Source organism: Bifidobacterium sp. LH_450 (assembly GCF_056356715.1).
In genome coordinates, this window is record NZ_JBKEUU010000003.1 from 219,215 (window position 1) to 236,112 (window position 16,898).

The window sequence follows — 16,898 nt, forward strand, 5'->3', positions numbered from 1 at the left end:
CTGATGAATCCGAATCCGTACGAATCGGGAAGGAAAACCGGGCTCCAGCAGGATTGTTGCTGGAGCCCGATTCGGTCAGTGATGCCTATACGGCCACTGGAGAGATATGCGCCCCTACTTGTTCAGGTAGGTGTCGAGGCGGTGCAGGAAGGCGGCGGTCTGTTCGCGCAGCACGTCGTCATTGCCGCTGAACTTGCCGTTGTTGCCGTTGATGATCCCGTTGGCCGCGCCCCACAGGATCGCCTTCGCCGCGAACGAGTTCTCGTTCACGTCCGGGAACTTCTGGTACTCGGCCGCCGTCGGCGAATACGTGATCGCGCTCATGTCGCCTTCCTTGACGGCCAGGCGGTACAGGAACAGCACCGTCTCCGCGCGCGTCGTGGAATCCGACGGGTTGAACTTGCCGTTGTTGCCCGTCGAGATGCCGTTCGCGCCCAGCCACTCGATGTCGTCATAGAACCAATGCGACGCAGGCACGTCCGAGAACCGCAACGCCGTCACCGTCACCTCGATGATGTCACAGTGACCATTAGCACTTGCAATAATGTTGGCAGTGCCAGCCTTCATGCCCGTGACCACGCCATCGGAAGATACGCGCGCCACCGAGGCATTCGTCGACGACCAATCAATCTTTTGGTTAGTCGCATTCGTCGGCTGCACGGAAGCGGTTACCGTCTGCGATGCCGTCTCTACAATGGACAGCTTCTTGGAAGACGGGCTGGTCACCTTCACGCCCGTGACCTCGACCACGGACGAATCCGTCACCGTCACCGCCACAGCGCTCGACGTCACCCCGCCGGCCGTGGCCGTGATCGCGGCCGTGCCGGCCTTGACCGCCGTCACCTTGCCGTTCGCGTCCACCGTGGCCACCGCCGTGTTGCTCGAACGCCACGTCACCGTCTTGTCCGTCGCATTGCTCGGCGAGACCGTCGCCGACAGCTGGCCGGTCGCGCCCTTCGCCAAGGACAGCGAGCTCGGGGAGACCGTCACGCCCGTGACCGCCACCGAAGAAGCCGTCACCGTGACCGTCGCGGTCGCGCTCTTCGAACCGGCCTTCGCCGTAATCGTCGCCGTACCGGCCTTCACGCCAGTCACCTTGCCCGACGAATCCACCGTCGCAACGGCGGTATTCGAGCTGCTCCACGTCACCGTCTTATCCGTCGCATTGCTCGGGCTCACCGACGCAGAAAGCTGAGTCGAAGAACCAACCGCAACGCTCGCGGAAGAAGGCGACAGCGAAACCGACGTCACCGGAACGTCGACGGTGCACGGAGGCGCATCCACCGTTACCGCGCCGTTCTTCACGAGAACGCTTTCACCGGTAGCCGTGTAGTTGTTGCCGCCGTTGTTGTCCCAGGTGCCGGAGCCGTTGTTGAACACGAACTCAACCTGCAGCTGGTCGGGGTTGTCGATGGTGTAGGAGAGGTAGCCATCGCAGGCAGCCGTCATCTGCACGCCCGGAACGGTCGTCCAGGTGCCCGTGCCGAGACGGTAGTGCAGGTAGGTGGAGCTGGCGCCGTACACCGTGGACGGGTAGTACACCGTCGTGGTGGTCGGCAGGACGAGCTCGCCGGTCACGGTGATCTTGATCGTGCCGGTCACGCCGTTCGAGGCCTTGGCGGTGATGGTCACCGTACCGGCCTTGTTCGCCGTCACCTTGCCCTTCGAATCCACCGTCGCGATGGTTTCGTTGGAGGAGCTCCACGTCACCTTCTTGTTGGAGGCGTTCGACGGGGCGACCGTGGCGGACAGCTGCGCGTAGCGGCTGGAGCCCAGGTCGATGCTGGAGGAGCCGGAAACGGTCACGGACTCAACCGGAATCTGTTCGACGACGCCGCCGGCAGCGCCGATGCGGGCGAGCGGGACGGAGTAGCTGTCGTCATCGGACTTCTCGTAGGAGTTGTTGGGCTGCGAGGTGGTATCCGGCAGATCGGCGTTGTCGTTGGCCGCGAGGTCGTACGGCAGGGAATCCATGCCGGACAGGCCCATCGTGGCGACGACCTGCACGCCGACGCCCGTGGAGGCGACGTCCTCGGCGGTGATGCCGAGCTCGGAGAGCGGGATGGACAGCTCGTAGTTCGAATCCTGGCCAGCGGAATCGTGGCCCTTGCTGTTGAAGTTCACCCAGTTGGCGTTCTGGTTGGTCATGTCGCCGACGACACGGCCGTTGTTCTCACCCCAGCCGCCGTCGATGCCCCACACCTCGGTGCTCTTGATGCCCTTGCCATAGGCGAACTTCATGCCGGTCTTCTCGGTGTTGGTCGCCGCGTTGGCGCCCGGACCGTAGATGGCGTTGGAGTTCAGGCCGTCCTCATCGCCGCCGTACATCCACGGGCCGTTGGCGCCGTTGTACGAAATGGCAACGAGGTTGTTGATGCTCTGCTCCCACTGGTTGTTGGAAGCCCAGATCGTGCCGCCGGTGGTGAGGTTGAGGTTCTTGCCGATCTTGTTGTCCGAGCGGCCCGTGTCAAGCACGATCCACAGCGGGCAGTTCAGTTCGCCATACAGCGGACGTCCGATCGGGTAGGTGTCGCCCGGATCGACGTAATCCTGGACGTTCGTCATTTCCCACATGAGGTAGAGGTTGTCGTCGTCGTATGTGCCGTAGAGCGCATACAGATCGATCGGGACCTCGTACATCGAGTTCTCGCGGTAGACGCGCGGATCGTCGTTGGCTGCGCCCTGGGCGATGAGCATGGAGCTGTCCCAGTCGCTCACGTTGCCGTCAACGGTGATCGTCTTCTTCGTCGTTGCGCCGGTCGTATTCGTCGAATAGTAACTGGCTAGGTTCTGCGCGGCTCTTTCAACCTTCGTATACGTGTACTTCAGGTTGAAGCTCTTGCCTTCGGAACCCGTACCGGTGCCGGTCAGCGTCAGCGTGATGGTGTCGCCGACCTCGGCGTTGGCGCCGACGGTGATCTTGTCGCCGGTGACGAACGTGCCGGACTTGCCGTCGGAGGTGCTCCACTGCAGGTTCGTGGCGTTCTGGGCGCGCAGCGTCACCTCGATGCCGTTGCCGGTGAAGGTGGTGTTGATCGGGGACGCGGAGATCGACTCGGAGTCCACGGTGGAGCCGCCGGTGGCGTTCCAGAACACGGAGACCTTGTAGCCGGTCGCGTAGCCGGAGGTGATGGTGCCGTTGGACACGGTGATGGTGTTGCCGTTGACCTGGTCCTTGTAGGTGCCATCGTCAAGCGTGGTCGACTGGCCGGAGAGGTCCTGCTGGCCGCCCATGTTGGCGATGACGACGCCGTTGTTGTCGGAGGTGTCGTCGGAGATGCCGCGCTCGATCATGAGGCAGGAGGTGTTGTCCTTGCAGTTCTGCAGGTTCTCCGGAGCGCCTTCCATGGCGTTGCGGAAGTGGTTGACGGCCACGACTTCGGCGCTCTTCCACTCGTCGTCGCCCTTGTCGCCGAGCTTCGTCTGCTCGGAGAACTGCGGGTTGTCGCCGCCGGAGCCGACCGGACGGTTGAAGAACAGCGGGGCGCCGCCGGCGCGAGCGCCGATGATGGCCCAGCCCATGCGGATCTGATAGGAATTCAGGGAGGTCGATTCCTTATCGCCGTTCGCATAGGTATCGTGCGATTCCACCCACGTCACCAGCTGGTCGTCGTTGACGCCGTCGCCCTGCAGGTTGCGCAGCGACGCGGCGTTCAGGCGGCCGGAGCCGATGGCCGAACGCACGGCCTTGCCGTAGTTCGACGCGGTGTTGCCGCCGCCATTGGACGAATACTTGTCGAACAGCGCCGGGTATGCGGCGGCGTTCAGGCCGGAATCGCCCTGGAGGACTTCGCCGTACTGGTACTGGGCGCCATTCGGCAGAATGGTGTCGTAGTACGGGGAGTACGTGTCGAATTCGTTCGGCAGCTCGATGTGCTTCGCGGCGTCGTAGCGGAAGCCGTCAACGCCGTCGGCCACGGCCTGCTTGAGGTAGGAGGCCATGCGGTCGGCGACCGTCTGGCTCTGGGTGTTCAGATCCCACAGGCCCAGCAGGTGGCACTGGGTGACCTGCCAACGGTTCGAGTAGTCGATGTTGTCGCCGTTCGAGCCGGAGCAGATGCCGTTACGGGAGTGGAACAGGCTCGTGTCCTGCCAATCCGGGTCAATGGCGCTCCAGTCGGACGAGAAGTGGTTGATAACGCCGTCGACGATGACTCGGATGCCGTACTTGTGCGCTTCGGCGCACATGGCCTTGAGGTCGTCTTCGGTACCCACGACGGCGTTGCCGATCTTGGTGCCGGTCGGCTGGTAGACGTAGTACCAGTTCTCGGTGAACTTGGTGCCTTCGACCGGGCCCTTGATTTCGCTGATCGGGACGGTCTGGATGGAGGTGTAGCCGGCCTTGGCGATGTCCTCCATGTTGTTCTTGATGGTGTTGAACGACCACATCCATGCGTGCAGGATGGAGCCGTAGCTCATTTCCTGCGCCAGGCCGTAGTTCTTGCGGGCCGTTTCAAACGTGGAGTTGCCCAGCGTACGGTCGTAGCTGGTGGTCGGAACGGTGGCCGCATTGGCGGAAGAGACGCCAATGGCCATGCCGCTCACGGCCGTAGCAGCAGAAAGCACCAGCGCGGCGATCTTCTTCGCCATCTTGCCGGTGCGTTCCTTAATGTTCTGTGCCTTTGCCTTCTGCGACATGCGCTTCGCAGAATGCCGTGCGGTGTTGTTCTCCGGGGAGCCGTCGCCGAAGGCGATGCCCCCTGAGGTTTCGCACATTTCATCAGTGGGTTCAGACCACACAGTGCTTCCTTTCTCTCCCCCGAGTCTCGGGTACTCCGGGGTTCCCTGCCGCCCTTCGTTTCCGTGGCGGATGTTCCGACACGCAATCGCCGGACGGCGGCGATGGTTGTTTGCGCCCTGGCCGGCTTCGCCATGCCCCCTCTCGTTCAGGAGCGCGTGCAGCGCCCTCCCCGCGGTCCTGACGGTTTCAACGATGAGACCCCTCGGTACGGCACTTCACTTTGGCGTAGCTGTCTAGAGCTTTCCGTCCGCCTTGTGGGCGAACTTCCCTGCAAACGAACTGGCCCAATCATTGCGCCAGCGCTTTCTCCTCCCTGCCCAGCGGTCGTTTTGCAATCGTTGGCAGTGCATATATTCTACGACTTTCGGGCGCGTGTCGTAAATCCAATTGACGATTCCGCACACGTTTGCAGTTTGTTCAATGAGCAAACAAGCTGTTCGCTGGCAAAGAAAGTTTGGCAGCGCAAGGGGTTATGCGCTTAAGTGCAGATGCTGTGCAAATTCGACACGCCGTGGAATGGGCGTCCAACTCGTGGACAACCGAACATGGATGGACGTTCGGTTCGCTACGCTTCTTCAGTTCCCCACCGGCAGACCCGGGATAGGAGTTTCACTGACCAAGCCCCCTCCCTCGCCGCCGCGGAAATGGCGCAAGACGCGGGCGGAACCGGCGCCGATTCAGTCTTGTGCGCAATCTTGGGCAAAGCAACGCAAGCCGACCCCAGAATGAAAGCATGGCGAATGGGAAGAACAAGCGCGCACGGCGCATGCGCATGAAGCAAACCGAACTCGACATGGACGCGCGGAACACCTACGACTGGCACGTGGGCTCCTCCCCCGCCGCAACCGTCGAATGGGCGCCGCTGACGCTTGCCTTCAAGGTGTGCATCGGGCTGTTCGCGGCGATGCTGGTCGGGCTCGTGATTTCCTGCTTCGACGACTCGCAGTTCTACAGCGACATCTTCATCGAAGTCTCCGTCATCATCGCCTTCGTCGCCGGATTCTTCACCAACTCACGCAAGCTGCAGTTCGGATACCTGATGTTCTGCAACCTCTACGACATACTGTTCCTCGGAATTTTCGGCGTCGTTTTCTACCATAATTTCAATAAAGGCATTGGAATTCTGTTCCTTATCCAGATCATTTTCCTTGCCGTGAACCTCATACCGATCATTGTCCATCACCTGGCACGGCAGAGCTTTTTCTTCATGTTCCAGCGTCAGCTGATCTACCCCACGCTGTTCTTCACGTTCGTGCTGCTCAGCCGGCTGCCCGGAGGCGAAACGATGGTCGAGCAGGTGTCGCACGAGATCTTCTCGCTGATCATTTTCACCCAGTCGTTCGATCTGCTCGACTCCATCCACAAGCTCGGGAAGGCGTACCATTTCGCTGCTTATCAGAACGACGGGGCGGCGGAGGACGACGAATCGGACGAGCCGGCGGCGTTGGAGGCGTAGGCAAATTCGGCTTCGCGCAAACCGGCTGACGCCGGTTTGCTCACCACCCCCCCGCTTCGAGCTGCGCCTTCGGCTTGCTCTCAGCGACCCCCGAACAAGGCCGCAAACGCTTCCGCGTTTGCATATTTCAGCGGCGGGCGCCCGCGGGGGTGGCGAGGCAGGTGGGGGTGGTGGGCGGGTTGTATCAGTAGGCGCCCTTGGGGTGGAAGACTACGCCGATGGTTTTGAGGATGTAGACGATGTCGCCGAGGATGCTCCATTGCTGGACGTAGGTGACGTCGAGTTGGCGACTTTCCTCTTCGTTTAGGTCGTTGCGGCCGCTGACCTGCCACGGGCCGGTAATGCCCGGCTTGACGAGCAGGCGCGTGGCGTAAATCTTGTCGTATTCGTCGACCTCGAACTGGCGCTGCGGGCGCGGGCCGACGACGCTCATCACGTCGCGGAACGAATCGAAGAACTGCGGAAGCTCGTCGAGGCTCGTCTTGCGGATGAAATTGCCGACCTTCGTAATGCGCGGATCCTGCTTGAGCTTGTAGCGGGCGCCGAGTTCCTGGCCCTGCGCGGCCAGCACTTCCTTCAGGTGGGCGTCGGCGTCGACGCGCATCGAGCGGAACTTGTGGATGTAGAACGGCTTGCCATGCAAGCCGATGCGTTCCTGCTTGTAGAAAACGGGACCGCCGTCCTCAATCTTGATCGCGATAGCCACCGCGAGCATGACCGGAGACGAAACGATGATGGCGAGCGACGAAACGACGATGTCGAAAACGCGCTTCTTGAAGCGAGAGAAGAGCGAATACTGCGGGAGCGTAATCGTCATGATCGACAGTCCCTGCAGATTGCGCATCGTCGTGACATGGCCGGCAATGTCGACGGCGGAAGTGGCGAGCGCAATCTCAAGGTTCATCGATTCCATGCGCAGCGAGAACGTATTGAGATTGTCCGAGAAGCGTTCCAGGACGTCGGTGATCATGACGGTCTGGCCGCCCATCGTGGCGATGCGTTCCGCCAAACGGTGATCGTACTTCATGACGGGAAGGCTCTGGCCCCAGCATTCCTTGAGCTTGCGGCGCATGAGGTCGTAGTCGCCGTCGGCTTCAATCTCGCCGGTGGCGCGGTTCACCTTGATCGGGCAGACCGCCACTGGACGGTAGTTGAGCTGGTAGCGCTTGCCGAGCACGCGCAGCATCTGGCCGATGCCTTCCGGCGAGCCGACGAGGACCGTCGGGTACATATAGAATCCCTTGCGGCGCTGGCGCGTGAGGAAGAAACGCACGATCCAGCGGGTAATCATCACCGCGACCCAGGCAAGCAGGCAGATCCAGGTGACCGAGGAGAAGGGAATGGTGGAGTTGAGCGCGAAATTGAGCGCGCAGATGGCGAGCCACGCGAACACCGTGCCCTTGAGCAGCGTAAGGTTCAAGCGGTAGCCGTCGCCGAGCATATGGCGGTGGTAGACGCCGGCCGCGCGGATGCAGACCACCCAGATGACGGCGCAGCCGATGATGTAGCCGACCATGTTGATGCCGAAGTTGAAGCGGTGCGAAACCGGGGAGGCTTCCTCGAGCGCGTCCATGTAGTAGATGGAGGCCACGAGGATGTACATGGCGGCATCGAACAGCATCAGCGAGAAGTTCAGGAAGAACCGCCAGTGCATGACCTTGGCGCCCTCTTGCTGCGCCAATTCGGCAAGATGCGAAGCAACTTTCCCTTGCGTCAACGCTCAACCCTCCCAGAAGCCGGCCTTGCGGACGGCCTTGACCCATGCGGACCCTTATGGCGTACCGACAGAACACTGTACCAAAGCATAACGATTTTTTGCGGATGTTTTCCAGTGTATTCACAAAGTGTTTTATAGCGGTTGGTCGGAGCGGTTCAGCTTATTTATTGCGGAATAACGGACGGATTTTATTGGGAATATGCGGGAGGCTGGGCGGGTGGACCGGGCGGCGAGCGCGGCGGCTGGATGCAGCGGCTGGATGTAACGGTGGCGGAAGTCGTGCGCCGATTTGGGAACGTTCCGGAGAGCCGAGACGGGCGGTCGGTGGAAGCGTACGGGCCCGGCACAGGGCGGCGGCGTAGTATGGCGGAAGGGGGCGGGCCTTCGAAACGGCCACATTGCGCACATGTAACGTAATCTGGTCGAGAAGGCGAATAGGATGGAACAATTCAAGTCATTGCCTACCACTGGCTAGCACTGGCTGGCCGGCAACGCTTAAGGAGGGTCAGATGACCGAAACGCAACCGACACAGGATAACGGGAATACCGGGAACTTCGAGAGCGAAGAAGAGCTGGACGCCGAAGCGAAGGACCTGAAGGCGTTCGAAGCGCGCATCGACGAGATCCTCGCCACCGGCGAGCTCGACGATACGCTGCGCATCGTCGACGACGAGGGGGTGGCGCAGGTGCTGCCCGTGCTCGACTCCGAGCCTATTTCGCACCTGCTCGAAGGCATTGAGGAAATCGGCGGCCGTGCCAACGTGTTCGTCAAGACCGACGAAGGCATCGCCGTGCTCAACGTCGTCGAGTTCTCCCCCGAAGAGGTCCCCGCCGAACTCGAAACCACCGACCAGACGGAAACCATTTACGTTCCTACCGAGGCTCCGGCTGCCGAGGGCGCTACTTCGGGCGCTGCTGCTGCCGCTTCGGAAGCCGGCGCTTCGGAGGCTGGTGCTGAAGCTGGCGCTGGAGCTGGCATTGCCTCGGAAGGTGGTGCCTCGCCGGCTGCCGCTGCCGAAGCGCTGGAAGCCGCCGAGGCTTCGGCCGACTCGGTCACGCTGGAAGGCGCGAACGGCGCGGACGGTGCAAATGCGTTGAGCGCCGCGGAGGTTACGGGAGCTGCGGAGGCTGAAGCCGGCGCTGCGGATGCTGCTGATGCTTCGGCTGCTCCGGGTACTGCTGACGCTCCGGCAGAGACGGAAGCTGGAACCGATGAGTGAGACGTACTTTCTATAAAGGCCAATCTCTCTCATCACTCTCAGAACCGAGAGCAAGAGCCGGATTCCGCGAATACCCCGGAATCCGGCTCTTCAGCTGCCTAGACGCGCAGGACGGGAACCTCTGAGATGAACCTGCGCGGGACGCAAAGCCTGGTATTCCACTGAAACCAGTGCTGTCCACGCGGAGGCGGATGTTACATTTGCGTACTAAATTTGCAATCTGAGAGAAATTTGCAGACATGCCTTACGGTCTTTTTATGGAGGATCAATGAGCGAATACAGCCCCGAACGGTTGGAGCTGGCACGCCGTTACCGAGGCTGGACGAAAGCAGAGCTGGCGGGGCGTGCCGACATGTCCTCCTATCACCTGTCCAACATCTTCAACGACCGCATCCGTTTCACCGAAGCGGATGCGGAGCGTCTCGCATTCGTCACTGAATTCCCCATAGGATTCCTAGCTGCCCCTGCGCCTCAATCCGTTACGGACCAATTCACCTTCCGCAAGCTCTCCAAAATGCCCAGAGCGCTGTACATGAGAGTGCAGTCTGAATTCTCAATGCTGCTGGAGACTGTGGATAGGCTGACCGGGATGACCCGCGCGATGCCCGAAGCCAAATGGCTTGAAGGCATCGCTCCACGCATCGACCCCTCCCCTTCCGACATCGAACGGATCGCCATGGAGACGAGAACGGTTTGGGAACAGTCGGCCCACGGCCCCATTAAAGCGCTGATGAGGAATATGGAGCGCAGCGGCGTTCTCGTGGTGCCAATGGCCTCCCCTGTCGAGGACTCGTCGGGCGATGGCGTCAGTTGCCCAGCCGCTCCGCATTCACACAATGTAGTCGGCTATTTTCCCACTGGTAAGCCGGGTGACCGTGAACGCTTTACTCTTGCTCACGAGCTGGGCCACCTCGTCCTACACCGTTTCCGTCGGCCCTCGGATGACGCGCAGGCCGAGTTTGAAGCCCATCGATTCGCCGGCGCGCTGCTCATGCCAGAGGAGGACGCTCGAGCGTCCATCAGCAGGCACACGACGCTCGACCAGTATGCCAATCTCAAGGCTGATTGGGGCATCTCCATTGCGGCACTGATCTCGCGCGGCGCGAGCCTGGGAATTCTAGACGCCGACCGTGTGCGTTCACTGCGCATTCAGATGGCTAATCGTCACTGGAACCGCGTGGAACCAGTCGAAGTCGAATGCGGCCATCCAACCCTCTTCAAGCAGGTTCTTGCCTCCGCGTTTGGCGACGTTACTGATTTCCGGCACCCAGCTGTTTCAATCCAATCAATCCGTGGTTTCTTGCTGATGCCGGAGGAGCTGGTGCAGCATTGGTGTGGTGGGGATCTGCGCATCTTCGATGGGTTTAGCGCGGTTCCTGACATGGCTTGAGCCGCTGGCCCTGAAAGCGCGCACAACGTTGCCGATCTCTGTATCATAATCAAGAACCGTCAGCGGAGGGCGTCTACCATTCTCTCAAGGCTATTGAAAAGCTTTAAGAATGGCCGAAGCTGATGGGGATTCCTTGGAATCCATTCAATCGAGAGAGAGAGGGCCGGCACTGAAAAGTGCCGGCCCTCCCCTGCTACGACACAGAGCTACGTAAGGTCGAAGTGTGCGATTTGGATGTATCAGCTCGTGATTACTTGAACCCTACGCCGCGCCGATGCCACTAAGACGACGCTTCATTTCCTTGCGCATTTCCCTGCGGACGGTGCTGCGTTTTTGAGCATCCTGTAGCATCTCCTGATAGGTATAACCGCCGCGATCCTCTCTCAGCCAGTTCATGCACTCACCCCAGGCATCGTGTATGGATTGCGGGCTGTCGTCGTCAGACAATGTCTCACACCATTCTTCGAGCAAGTCCGCCTCCATGCAGAAGCCCTCGGTTACTGTTTGGAATTGGAATGTCGGAATCACCACCCTGGAAGAGTAGTGAACCCATCTTTGCAGGAGCAGGTTGATGCCGAATTCAGACAGTGATGCGATTCGCGTAGCTGACTGTAGCTGCGCCGGCGTAAGTGTATACGCGTTCACGAAATTCGCCGCTTGATCTCGTTTGCCGGTAGTGAGTTCTGGACGTAATTCGGGTAACGGCATGAGGCGGAAGTTCCCCTCACTCCATTCCTGCGGCGTCAGCGGCTTATACTGAGTCACTTCTGCGGCGAGTATGTGCCACGCGAGGTCAACCCCATTGGTCCGCATAGAACAAGGATGCTGGAGAATCATAACAGTGCGTTTCTTCTCCTTCCCAGTGGAGCCAGGAAGGAGAAGATTCTCGTAGACGTCTCCCGTAAGGACGGGTCTATACACAGAGTCCTCGTCGCCTCGGGAATAGTACAGGGATTCGGCATCGACGCTCGCTCCGCTTCGCGGACATTCCAATTGCATGGACATCGGTTATTCCTTCATCTGGAGGGACCAATTGCCATCCGACATTTCCACGGGGGTGAAATCGGTGCGGTACCGTTCACGCCACCCGGGATCAAACTGATCCATAAGCATTTCGGGATCATCCTGAGCCTTGGCGAAATCAAAGACCAGATCAGTCCGCTCAGCTGCATACATGTCGATAGGAGTAACGGGAACGTACGGCATCACCGGCATTTCGAACCAGGATGCCACATCGTCAACCCCAATGGAGTCATGGATGATATCGCATGCCGCCAGCAAACCGGCAAGCTTGCCTCGGCTGGCTCCCGTCGCAGAACTTCCACGCCTCCATTTATGAATGGCAGGCGCACTCACGCCAATCAGTTTTGCGATTGCGGTCCACGCAAAACCCAGCTCGGAAAGTTCCTCAAGCAAACCAGGAACATCGGTCCTACCCCTCTCCATCGTGCGCTTACGCCAATCCGCATTCAACGATCGATGATGAAGGTCGTCAAAATCAGATTTAAGAACGCGCGCCACATCTCGGTGATATCCGATTTCATTCGTCAAATCGGATGTCGCATTCCCCGTTTCAGAAATCGTTCCGGACATAGTCATGTCTTCAGTCGCGCCTTGCTGAAGAAAACCGGTTGCAGTCTGATCACTCATGGCGTAGCACCTCTTCCCTAAGTCGTTCGGTTATCAGGTCCTCGAATACGTTTCTTACCGGTCGATGTAGAAGATCCGCGGTTTTAAGAATCTTATCCGCGTCGAATCGCGGAACGTAGTCGTCATACGTCTTGAAGGAGTCCATGTCTAGCTTGAACAATGGGCCCGGTGACGGCATGGGCCTACGAAGCTGTGGAGTAGAGGGGATAGCATACTCATCCTGCTCTCCATAACGGAGCACAAGTGTCGTTTCCTCGGGCCCACTGAACACCGTGGTGCCCTGATTGCCCAACATCGTCAATCCATGACGCTCATTAAGCGTTCTTGGCCCCAGGAGTGACTCGTCAATCCATTGGCTCCAGTCCGGCCGAAGAGCCTCACCATCTGAAGGTACTCGAATCTCGTCAATATACCGCAGTCCTACTCTGGTAATGCCTTCCGGTTTCATAAACCGCCCCAAGGCGCTGACAGCGATGGCCAGCAGCTCCCGCATCTTTTGGTAACCTGGATAGCTCGTTGTCTCCAGAGACAGGACATTCTGACGCAGCGTCAGAACAGTACGTTTATCCCTGCTAGACCAGCGCGGAACTGCCTCACCAGACGCTACCGAAAAACCTCCTTGACCATCTAAATTCGACACTTGTATAGACATGTCGGGCTCTTCCGCGAGCAGAGGTAAATACTCGCTGACAGCAGTTGTAATCCTGCGCAGTTTTATCTTGTCTAACGACTCGCATTGCGAAAAACGTATTTCCGCAATCATGTCCACAATGGGAGCGTTGGGGTAAACCTCATCTTCCTGTACCATGCTCTAATGATACCATCTGGATAACCAGAAAGTAACCAGAACTGTTACTTGACTAGAACTTGATACTCTCAAGAGCGTGTCCGTAATGGAAGAAGATCATTCGCCCCCCCTGTAAGACCTCCACGAAAATCGGAGAAGCGATTATCGGACAATTACGGCTGGCCGCTGGATAGGCGGCCGGCCGTCGGTTCGAATTTCACACACTCTCACCGACTGGCATCAGAGGGATTGAAAAGCGATGAGTTGCGCTCCAGCGGAGGGACCACCCCTCGGATCGCCTTCGCCTTCGGCTCGGCTCTCCGGCCCCCGCCAGCGGGGGCGGCAACGCCCTGGACGCCAAGCAAGGCCGCAAACGCTTTCGCGTTTGCATAGTTCAGCGGCGGGCGCCAGCGGGGGCAGCCTCCACGTAAGCCTCTAGCCACGGTTCTCACTCCCGCTGGCGGGAGTCAAAACCGCGTAGCGGTTTTGGTGGGTGGCCGCAAACCGGCGAAGCCGAGTTTGCGCGAACACGAGGTGGAGGGCGCAGCCCTCCGGCGAGTGTTCGCATTGTGTAGCGAGCGGTTGTTGCGTCGCGCAATGCGAATGCTCACGGAGGGCTGCGCCCTCCATTCGCATTCGCGCAAACCGGCTCTGCCGGTTTGCGACCACCCCTCGGATCGCCTTCGCCTTCGGCTCGGCTCTCCGGCCCCCGCCAGCGGGGGCGGCGGCCTCAATGTCAGGAGCGGGAAGTGGTAGGGGTGTGGTGGGTGACGCGGGTCAGGGCTTGGCGGGCGGTTTCGGCGGCGCTGCCGGCGCCGTAGCCTTTGACGCCGAAGATGACCATCAGGACCATGATGAACGTGACGCAGGCGGAGATGCGCAGCGCCCACTGGATGCCGAGGATGTTGGCCAGGATCGCCGAATTGCCGGCGGTGCCGAGAATGCCTTCGTAATACACGGTCAGCGTCGACATGATGAGGATCAGCACGGGGGCGCCGATGGCGCCGGCAATCTGGCGCACCGTGTTCGTGACGGCCGAGCCGGCCGACACGTCCTTCGGCTCAAGGCAATTGAGCGACCAGGTGGTGATCGGCATCAGCGTGAAGCCGACGCCGCCCTGGCGCACGAACTGGCACACCGAAATCCACCAGATCGACGAGGTGAACGAAATCATGAAGCTCATCGTGATCGTCGCGACGAACAGCAGCACCGTGCCGACCATCGCAACCGGGCGCGCGCCGAACCGGTCGAGCGCACGACCGCCGAAAAACTGCGCAATCGCCTGGCCGATGGCGCCGGGAAGCATGACGAGGCCGGAAATGGTAGCCGAATAGCCCCGGCAATCTTGAATAAACAACGGAAGCAGAACGGTCAGCGAGCTGAACGAGAAGAACGAAAGCGCGGCGATGATGGTGCCAGTAGCGAACGAGCGGTTCTTGAGCACCGAAACGTTCAGCAGGGCCGGCTGCTTGCTCGCGCCGCTGTCGAAACGGCGTGTGGAACGTACCTGGCGCAGAACGAACCAGACGATGCCGACGACGCCGACGGCCATCGGAGCCCACACTATGGGCGACGCGAACGCGTAGGCCTGGATGTTCGTGAAGCCGTACATCAGGCCGCCGAAGCCGACGATCGACAGGACGACCGAGAAGAAGTCGGCGTGGGCGTCCTTGTCGCTGGCGCCGAAGTTGCGCAGGAAGAAGAAGGCGAGGACGAGCGCGATGGCGCCGCAGACCGAAAGCGTCATGAAAATGGAACGCCAGCCGTTCATGTCCGTCTGCAGGCCGCCGATCGTCGGGCCGATGGCGGGCGCGACGGCCATGGCCATGCCGACCGTGCCCATCGCGACGCCGCGCTTGTCGAGCGGGAAGATCGAGAAGCAGGTGATCTGGAGGACCGGCCACATGACGCCGGTGCCGATGGCTTCGAGAAGGCGGCCGATCAGCACGAAAATGAAGCTCGGGGCGACCCATGCGAACAGGGAGCCGATGGTGAAGACGACCATCGAGGTCAGGACGATCTGGCGCGTGGAGAAGCGGCGGGTGAAGAACGCCGTCAGCGGGACCATAACGCCCATCGTCAGCTGGAAGATGGAGGTCAGCCATTGGCCGGTGGTGACCGTGATGCCGAATTCCGACACGATGGTCGGCAGGGCGGCGGAGAGCTGAAGCTGCGTGAAGTTGCCGAGGAACGTGATGAGCGTGAGGACGGCAAGGGAAAGGAAGGCGGCGTGGGTCAGGTGGCCGTCGCGGTAGGACTGCTCGCGGGACAGCGGGGCCGAAAGGGCTGCGGTGCGTTCGCGGAAGGTGAGGCGGGTGGAGGTGCCTGCGGGGGCGTTGGGAGAACCTTGGTTGCCGGGGGTGTTGGTGTTGTTGGCGTTGTTAGCGCCTTGGTTGTTGGTGTTGCCGGAGGCGCTGGCGGCGCTGCTCGTGTTAGCGCTGCTGGGGTTGTTGGCGCGGCGGTTCTGGCGCGGGGATGGCGACTGCTCGTGCACGTCGCGGGTATAGGGACGGCTCGACGCTCCATGACGAAGCGCGGCCTGCTTGTTCGGATGTTGTTCTCCGGTCTCCTCCGGTTCTTGCGGCTCGTGGCTGCTCACCATGTGGTTTTCTCCTGCTCATTGCGGCCCATGCCGGCTGGGGTTTGCCGGTGGCTCGGGCTTACGCGGCGACCATGAATCATGCGCCAGCTTCGCAGGGCTGAGCGCGTCGCCCTCAAGTTTTCCGCCCGTCAGTTTCAACCTACCTAGGGACAGAGGTGGATGGGTGTTTCTCGGGTTATTTCGACGGCGAAAAGGAGGAGGGAGTGGTCGGGGGTGAGTGGTTTCGGGCGGGATGAGCAGCTAGGGGCGGTCGGAAGGGGCAGAGGGCCGGAAGAGGAGGAGGCGAAGACGCGAGTCATGAAAATGTAAACCTCTGAAATGGCTTGATTCCGCCATTTTGACGTCCAACATTCCGAAGGCGCTGGAAATTGTTGGACGCTCTCTCGGGTAAGCGTCCAACAATTTCCGGACGGCTCGAAATGTAAACCGCAGGAATGGCGGAAAATGGCCCTTCTGGAGGTTTACATTTCTCTTTGAATGAGTTTGCAAACCGCGAAGCGGGTTTGCACGAATGCGAGGTGGAGGGGCTTGTCCCCTCCGGCGAGCATCCGCATTGTGTGAGCTAGTTGTCTTGGGGGATTGCTTGGGCGGGGCAGTTGTGGAGGACGGAGAGCATGGCGTTCTTTTCGGCGGTGGTGACCGTGAGGTTGTATTTGGCCTTGACGCCGATCTGGCGGGCTACGTAGTCGCAGCGATAGGCGCTGTTCGTCGGGAGCCAATAGGCCGCGGAGGCGGAGCCCTTGGCCTGGTTGGCCGGGCCGTCGACGGCCAACAGGTTGTACATGTCGTTGCCGTACTGGATGAGCTTGGCCGAATCCCATTCGTTTGCGCCGGACTGCCAGGCGTTCTCGAGGGCTACGACGTGGTCGATCTGCACAGCGGAGCTCGTGTCCTTGCCGCGCTTGAAGTCGATCGTTTCCCCGGTGTAGGGGTCCTCCAGAACGCCGGACTTGACGACGCAGCCGCCGGCCTTGGTGTAGACGACGTCGGTCAGGTCGCGGGCCAGCACGTCGTCGCGCACGTCGCAGCCGTTGCCGTCGTCATCGGTCTCGCGGTAGCCGAACTTGTCGCGGTCATAGCCTGACGTGCTCGGGTCATCATTGATAGTCAGTGTCTGCAGCGTGTCCGCGGCACTGCCAGTCGCGGTGTACTTGCCGGTCACCTTTGCCAGCGTGTCGTTGAAGTTCGGGCCGATGACGCCAGCCGCCATGCCGATGATGATGGCGGCCACCACGAGAATGACCAGGCGCGCCACCAAATTGACTTGGCGACGTCTACGGCCAGAAAGGGGTGCTCGGCGGCGACTCATGAAACCAACTCCTTACTCATAGTCTT

The 16,898-nt window shown here is 60.4% G+C and carries 10 protein-coding genes; 3 read left to right on the plus strand and 7 right to left on the minus strand.

Translation table 11 applies throughout. The features are described from left to right. Window positions 1-114: 114 nt before the first annotated feature. Window positions 115-4,716, minus strand: a complete 4,602-nt coding sequence (locus AC1AXT_RS05610; protein WP_476562940.1) for an Ig-like domain-containing protein — start codon at window positions 4,714-4,716, stop codon at window positions 115-117. A 758-nt stretch (window positions 4,717-5,474) separates the two neighbouring features. On the opposite strand from AC1AXT_RS05610, the gene AC1AXT_RS05615 reads away from it, so the two are divergent. Then, entirely contained in the window at window positions 5,475-6,197 is a 723-nt protein-coding gene (locus tag AC1AXT_RS05615; RefSeq protein ID WP_476541859.1) for a hypothetical protein, read from the plus strand. Between the two features lie 184 nt (window positions 6,198-6,381). On the opposite strand, the gene AC1AXT_RS05620 is transcribed toward AC1AXT_RS05615, so the two are convergent. Then, complete coding sequence (locus tag AC1AXT_RS05620) at window positions 6,382-7,914, minus strand: sugar transferase (protein WP_476562942.1); 1,533 nt, start codon at window positions 7,912-7,914, stop codon at window positions 6,382-6,384. Between the two features lie 509 nt (window positions 7,915-8,423). On the opposite strand from AC1AXT_RS05620, the gene AC1AXT_RS05625 reads away from it, so the two are divergent. Together AC1AXT_RS05625 and AC1AXT_RS05630 are read left to right on the plus strand one after the other, a co-directional pair. Next, entirely contained in the window at window positions 8,424-9,134 is a 711-nt protein-coding gene (locus tag AC1AXT_RS05625) for a hypothetical protein (protein WP_476541863.1), read from the plus strand. Window positions 9,135-9,402: 268 nt separating this feature from the next. Further along, a complete protein-coding gene (locus AC1AXT_RS05630) occupies window positions 9,403-10,524 on the plus strand; it encodes an XRE family transcriptional regulator (RefSeq protein ID WP_476541865.1) in 1,122 nt (373 codons plus the stop codon). A 261-nt stretch (window positions 10,525-10,785) separates the two neighbouring features. On the opposite strand, the gene AC1AXT_RS05635 is transcribed toward AC1AXT_RS05630, so the two are convergent. From AC1AXT_RS05635 to AC1AXT_RS05655, 5 genes are all read right to left on the minus strand, one after another. Further along, a complete protein-coding gene (locus tag AC1AXT_RS05635; RefSeq protein ID WP_476562626.1) occupies window positions 10,786-11,289 on the minus strand; it encodes a hypothetical protein in 504 nt (167 codons plus the stop codon). Window positions 11,290-11,532: 243 nt separating this feature from the next. Beyond that, entirely contained in the window at window positions 11,533-12,174 is a 642-nt protein-coding gene (locus tag AC1AXT_RS05640; RefSeq protein ID WP_476541868.1) for a hypothetical protein, read from the minus strand. Next, window positions 12,167-12,982 (minus strand): TIGR04255 family protein, encoded by an 816-nt coding sequence (locus tag AC1AXT_RS05645; RefSeq protein ID WP_476541870.1) that lies wholly within the window; start codon window positions 12,980-12,982, stop codon window positions 12,167-12,169. The genes AC1AXT_RS05640 and AC1AXT_RS05645 overlap by 8 nt, the downstream gene beginning before the upstream one ends. A gap of 715 nt (window positions 12,983-13,697) precedes the next feature. Continuing rightward, window positions 13,698-15,560, minus strand: coding sequence for an MDR family MFS transporter (locus tag AC1AXT_RS05650; protein ID WP_476541976.1), 1,863 nt, complete (start codon window positions 15,558-15,560; stop codon window positions 13,698-13,700). 565 nt (window positions 15,561-16,125) lie between these two features. Next, complete coding sequence (locus AC1AXT_RS05655; protein WP_476541871.1) at window positions 16,126-16,872, minus strand: HNH endonuclease family protein; 747 nt, start codon at window positions 16,870-16,872, stop codon at window positions 16,126-16,128. Window positions 16,873-16,898: the final 26 nt, after the last annotated feature.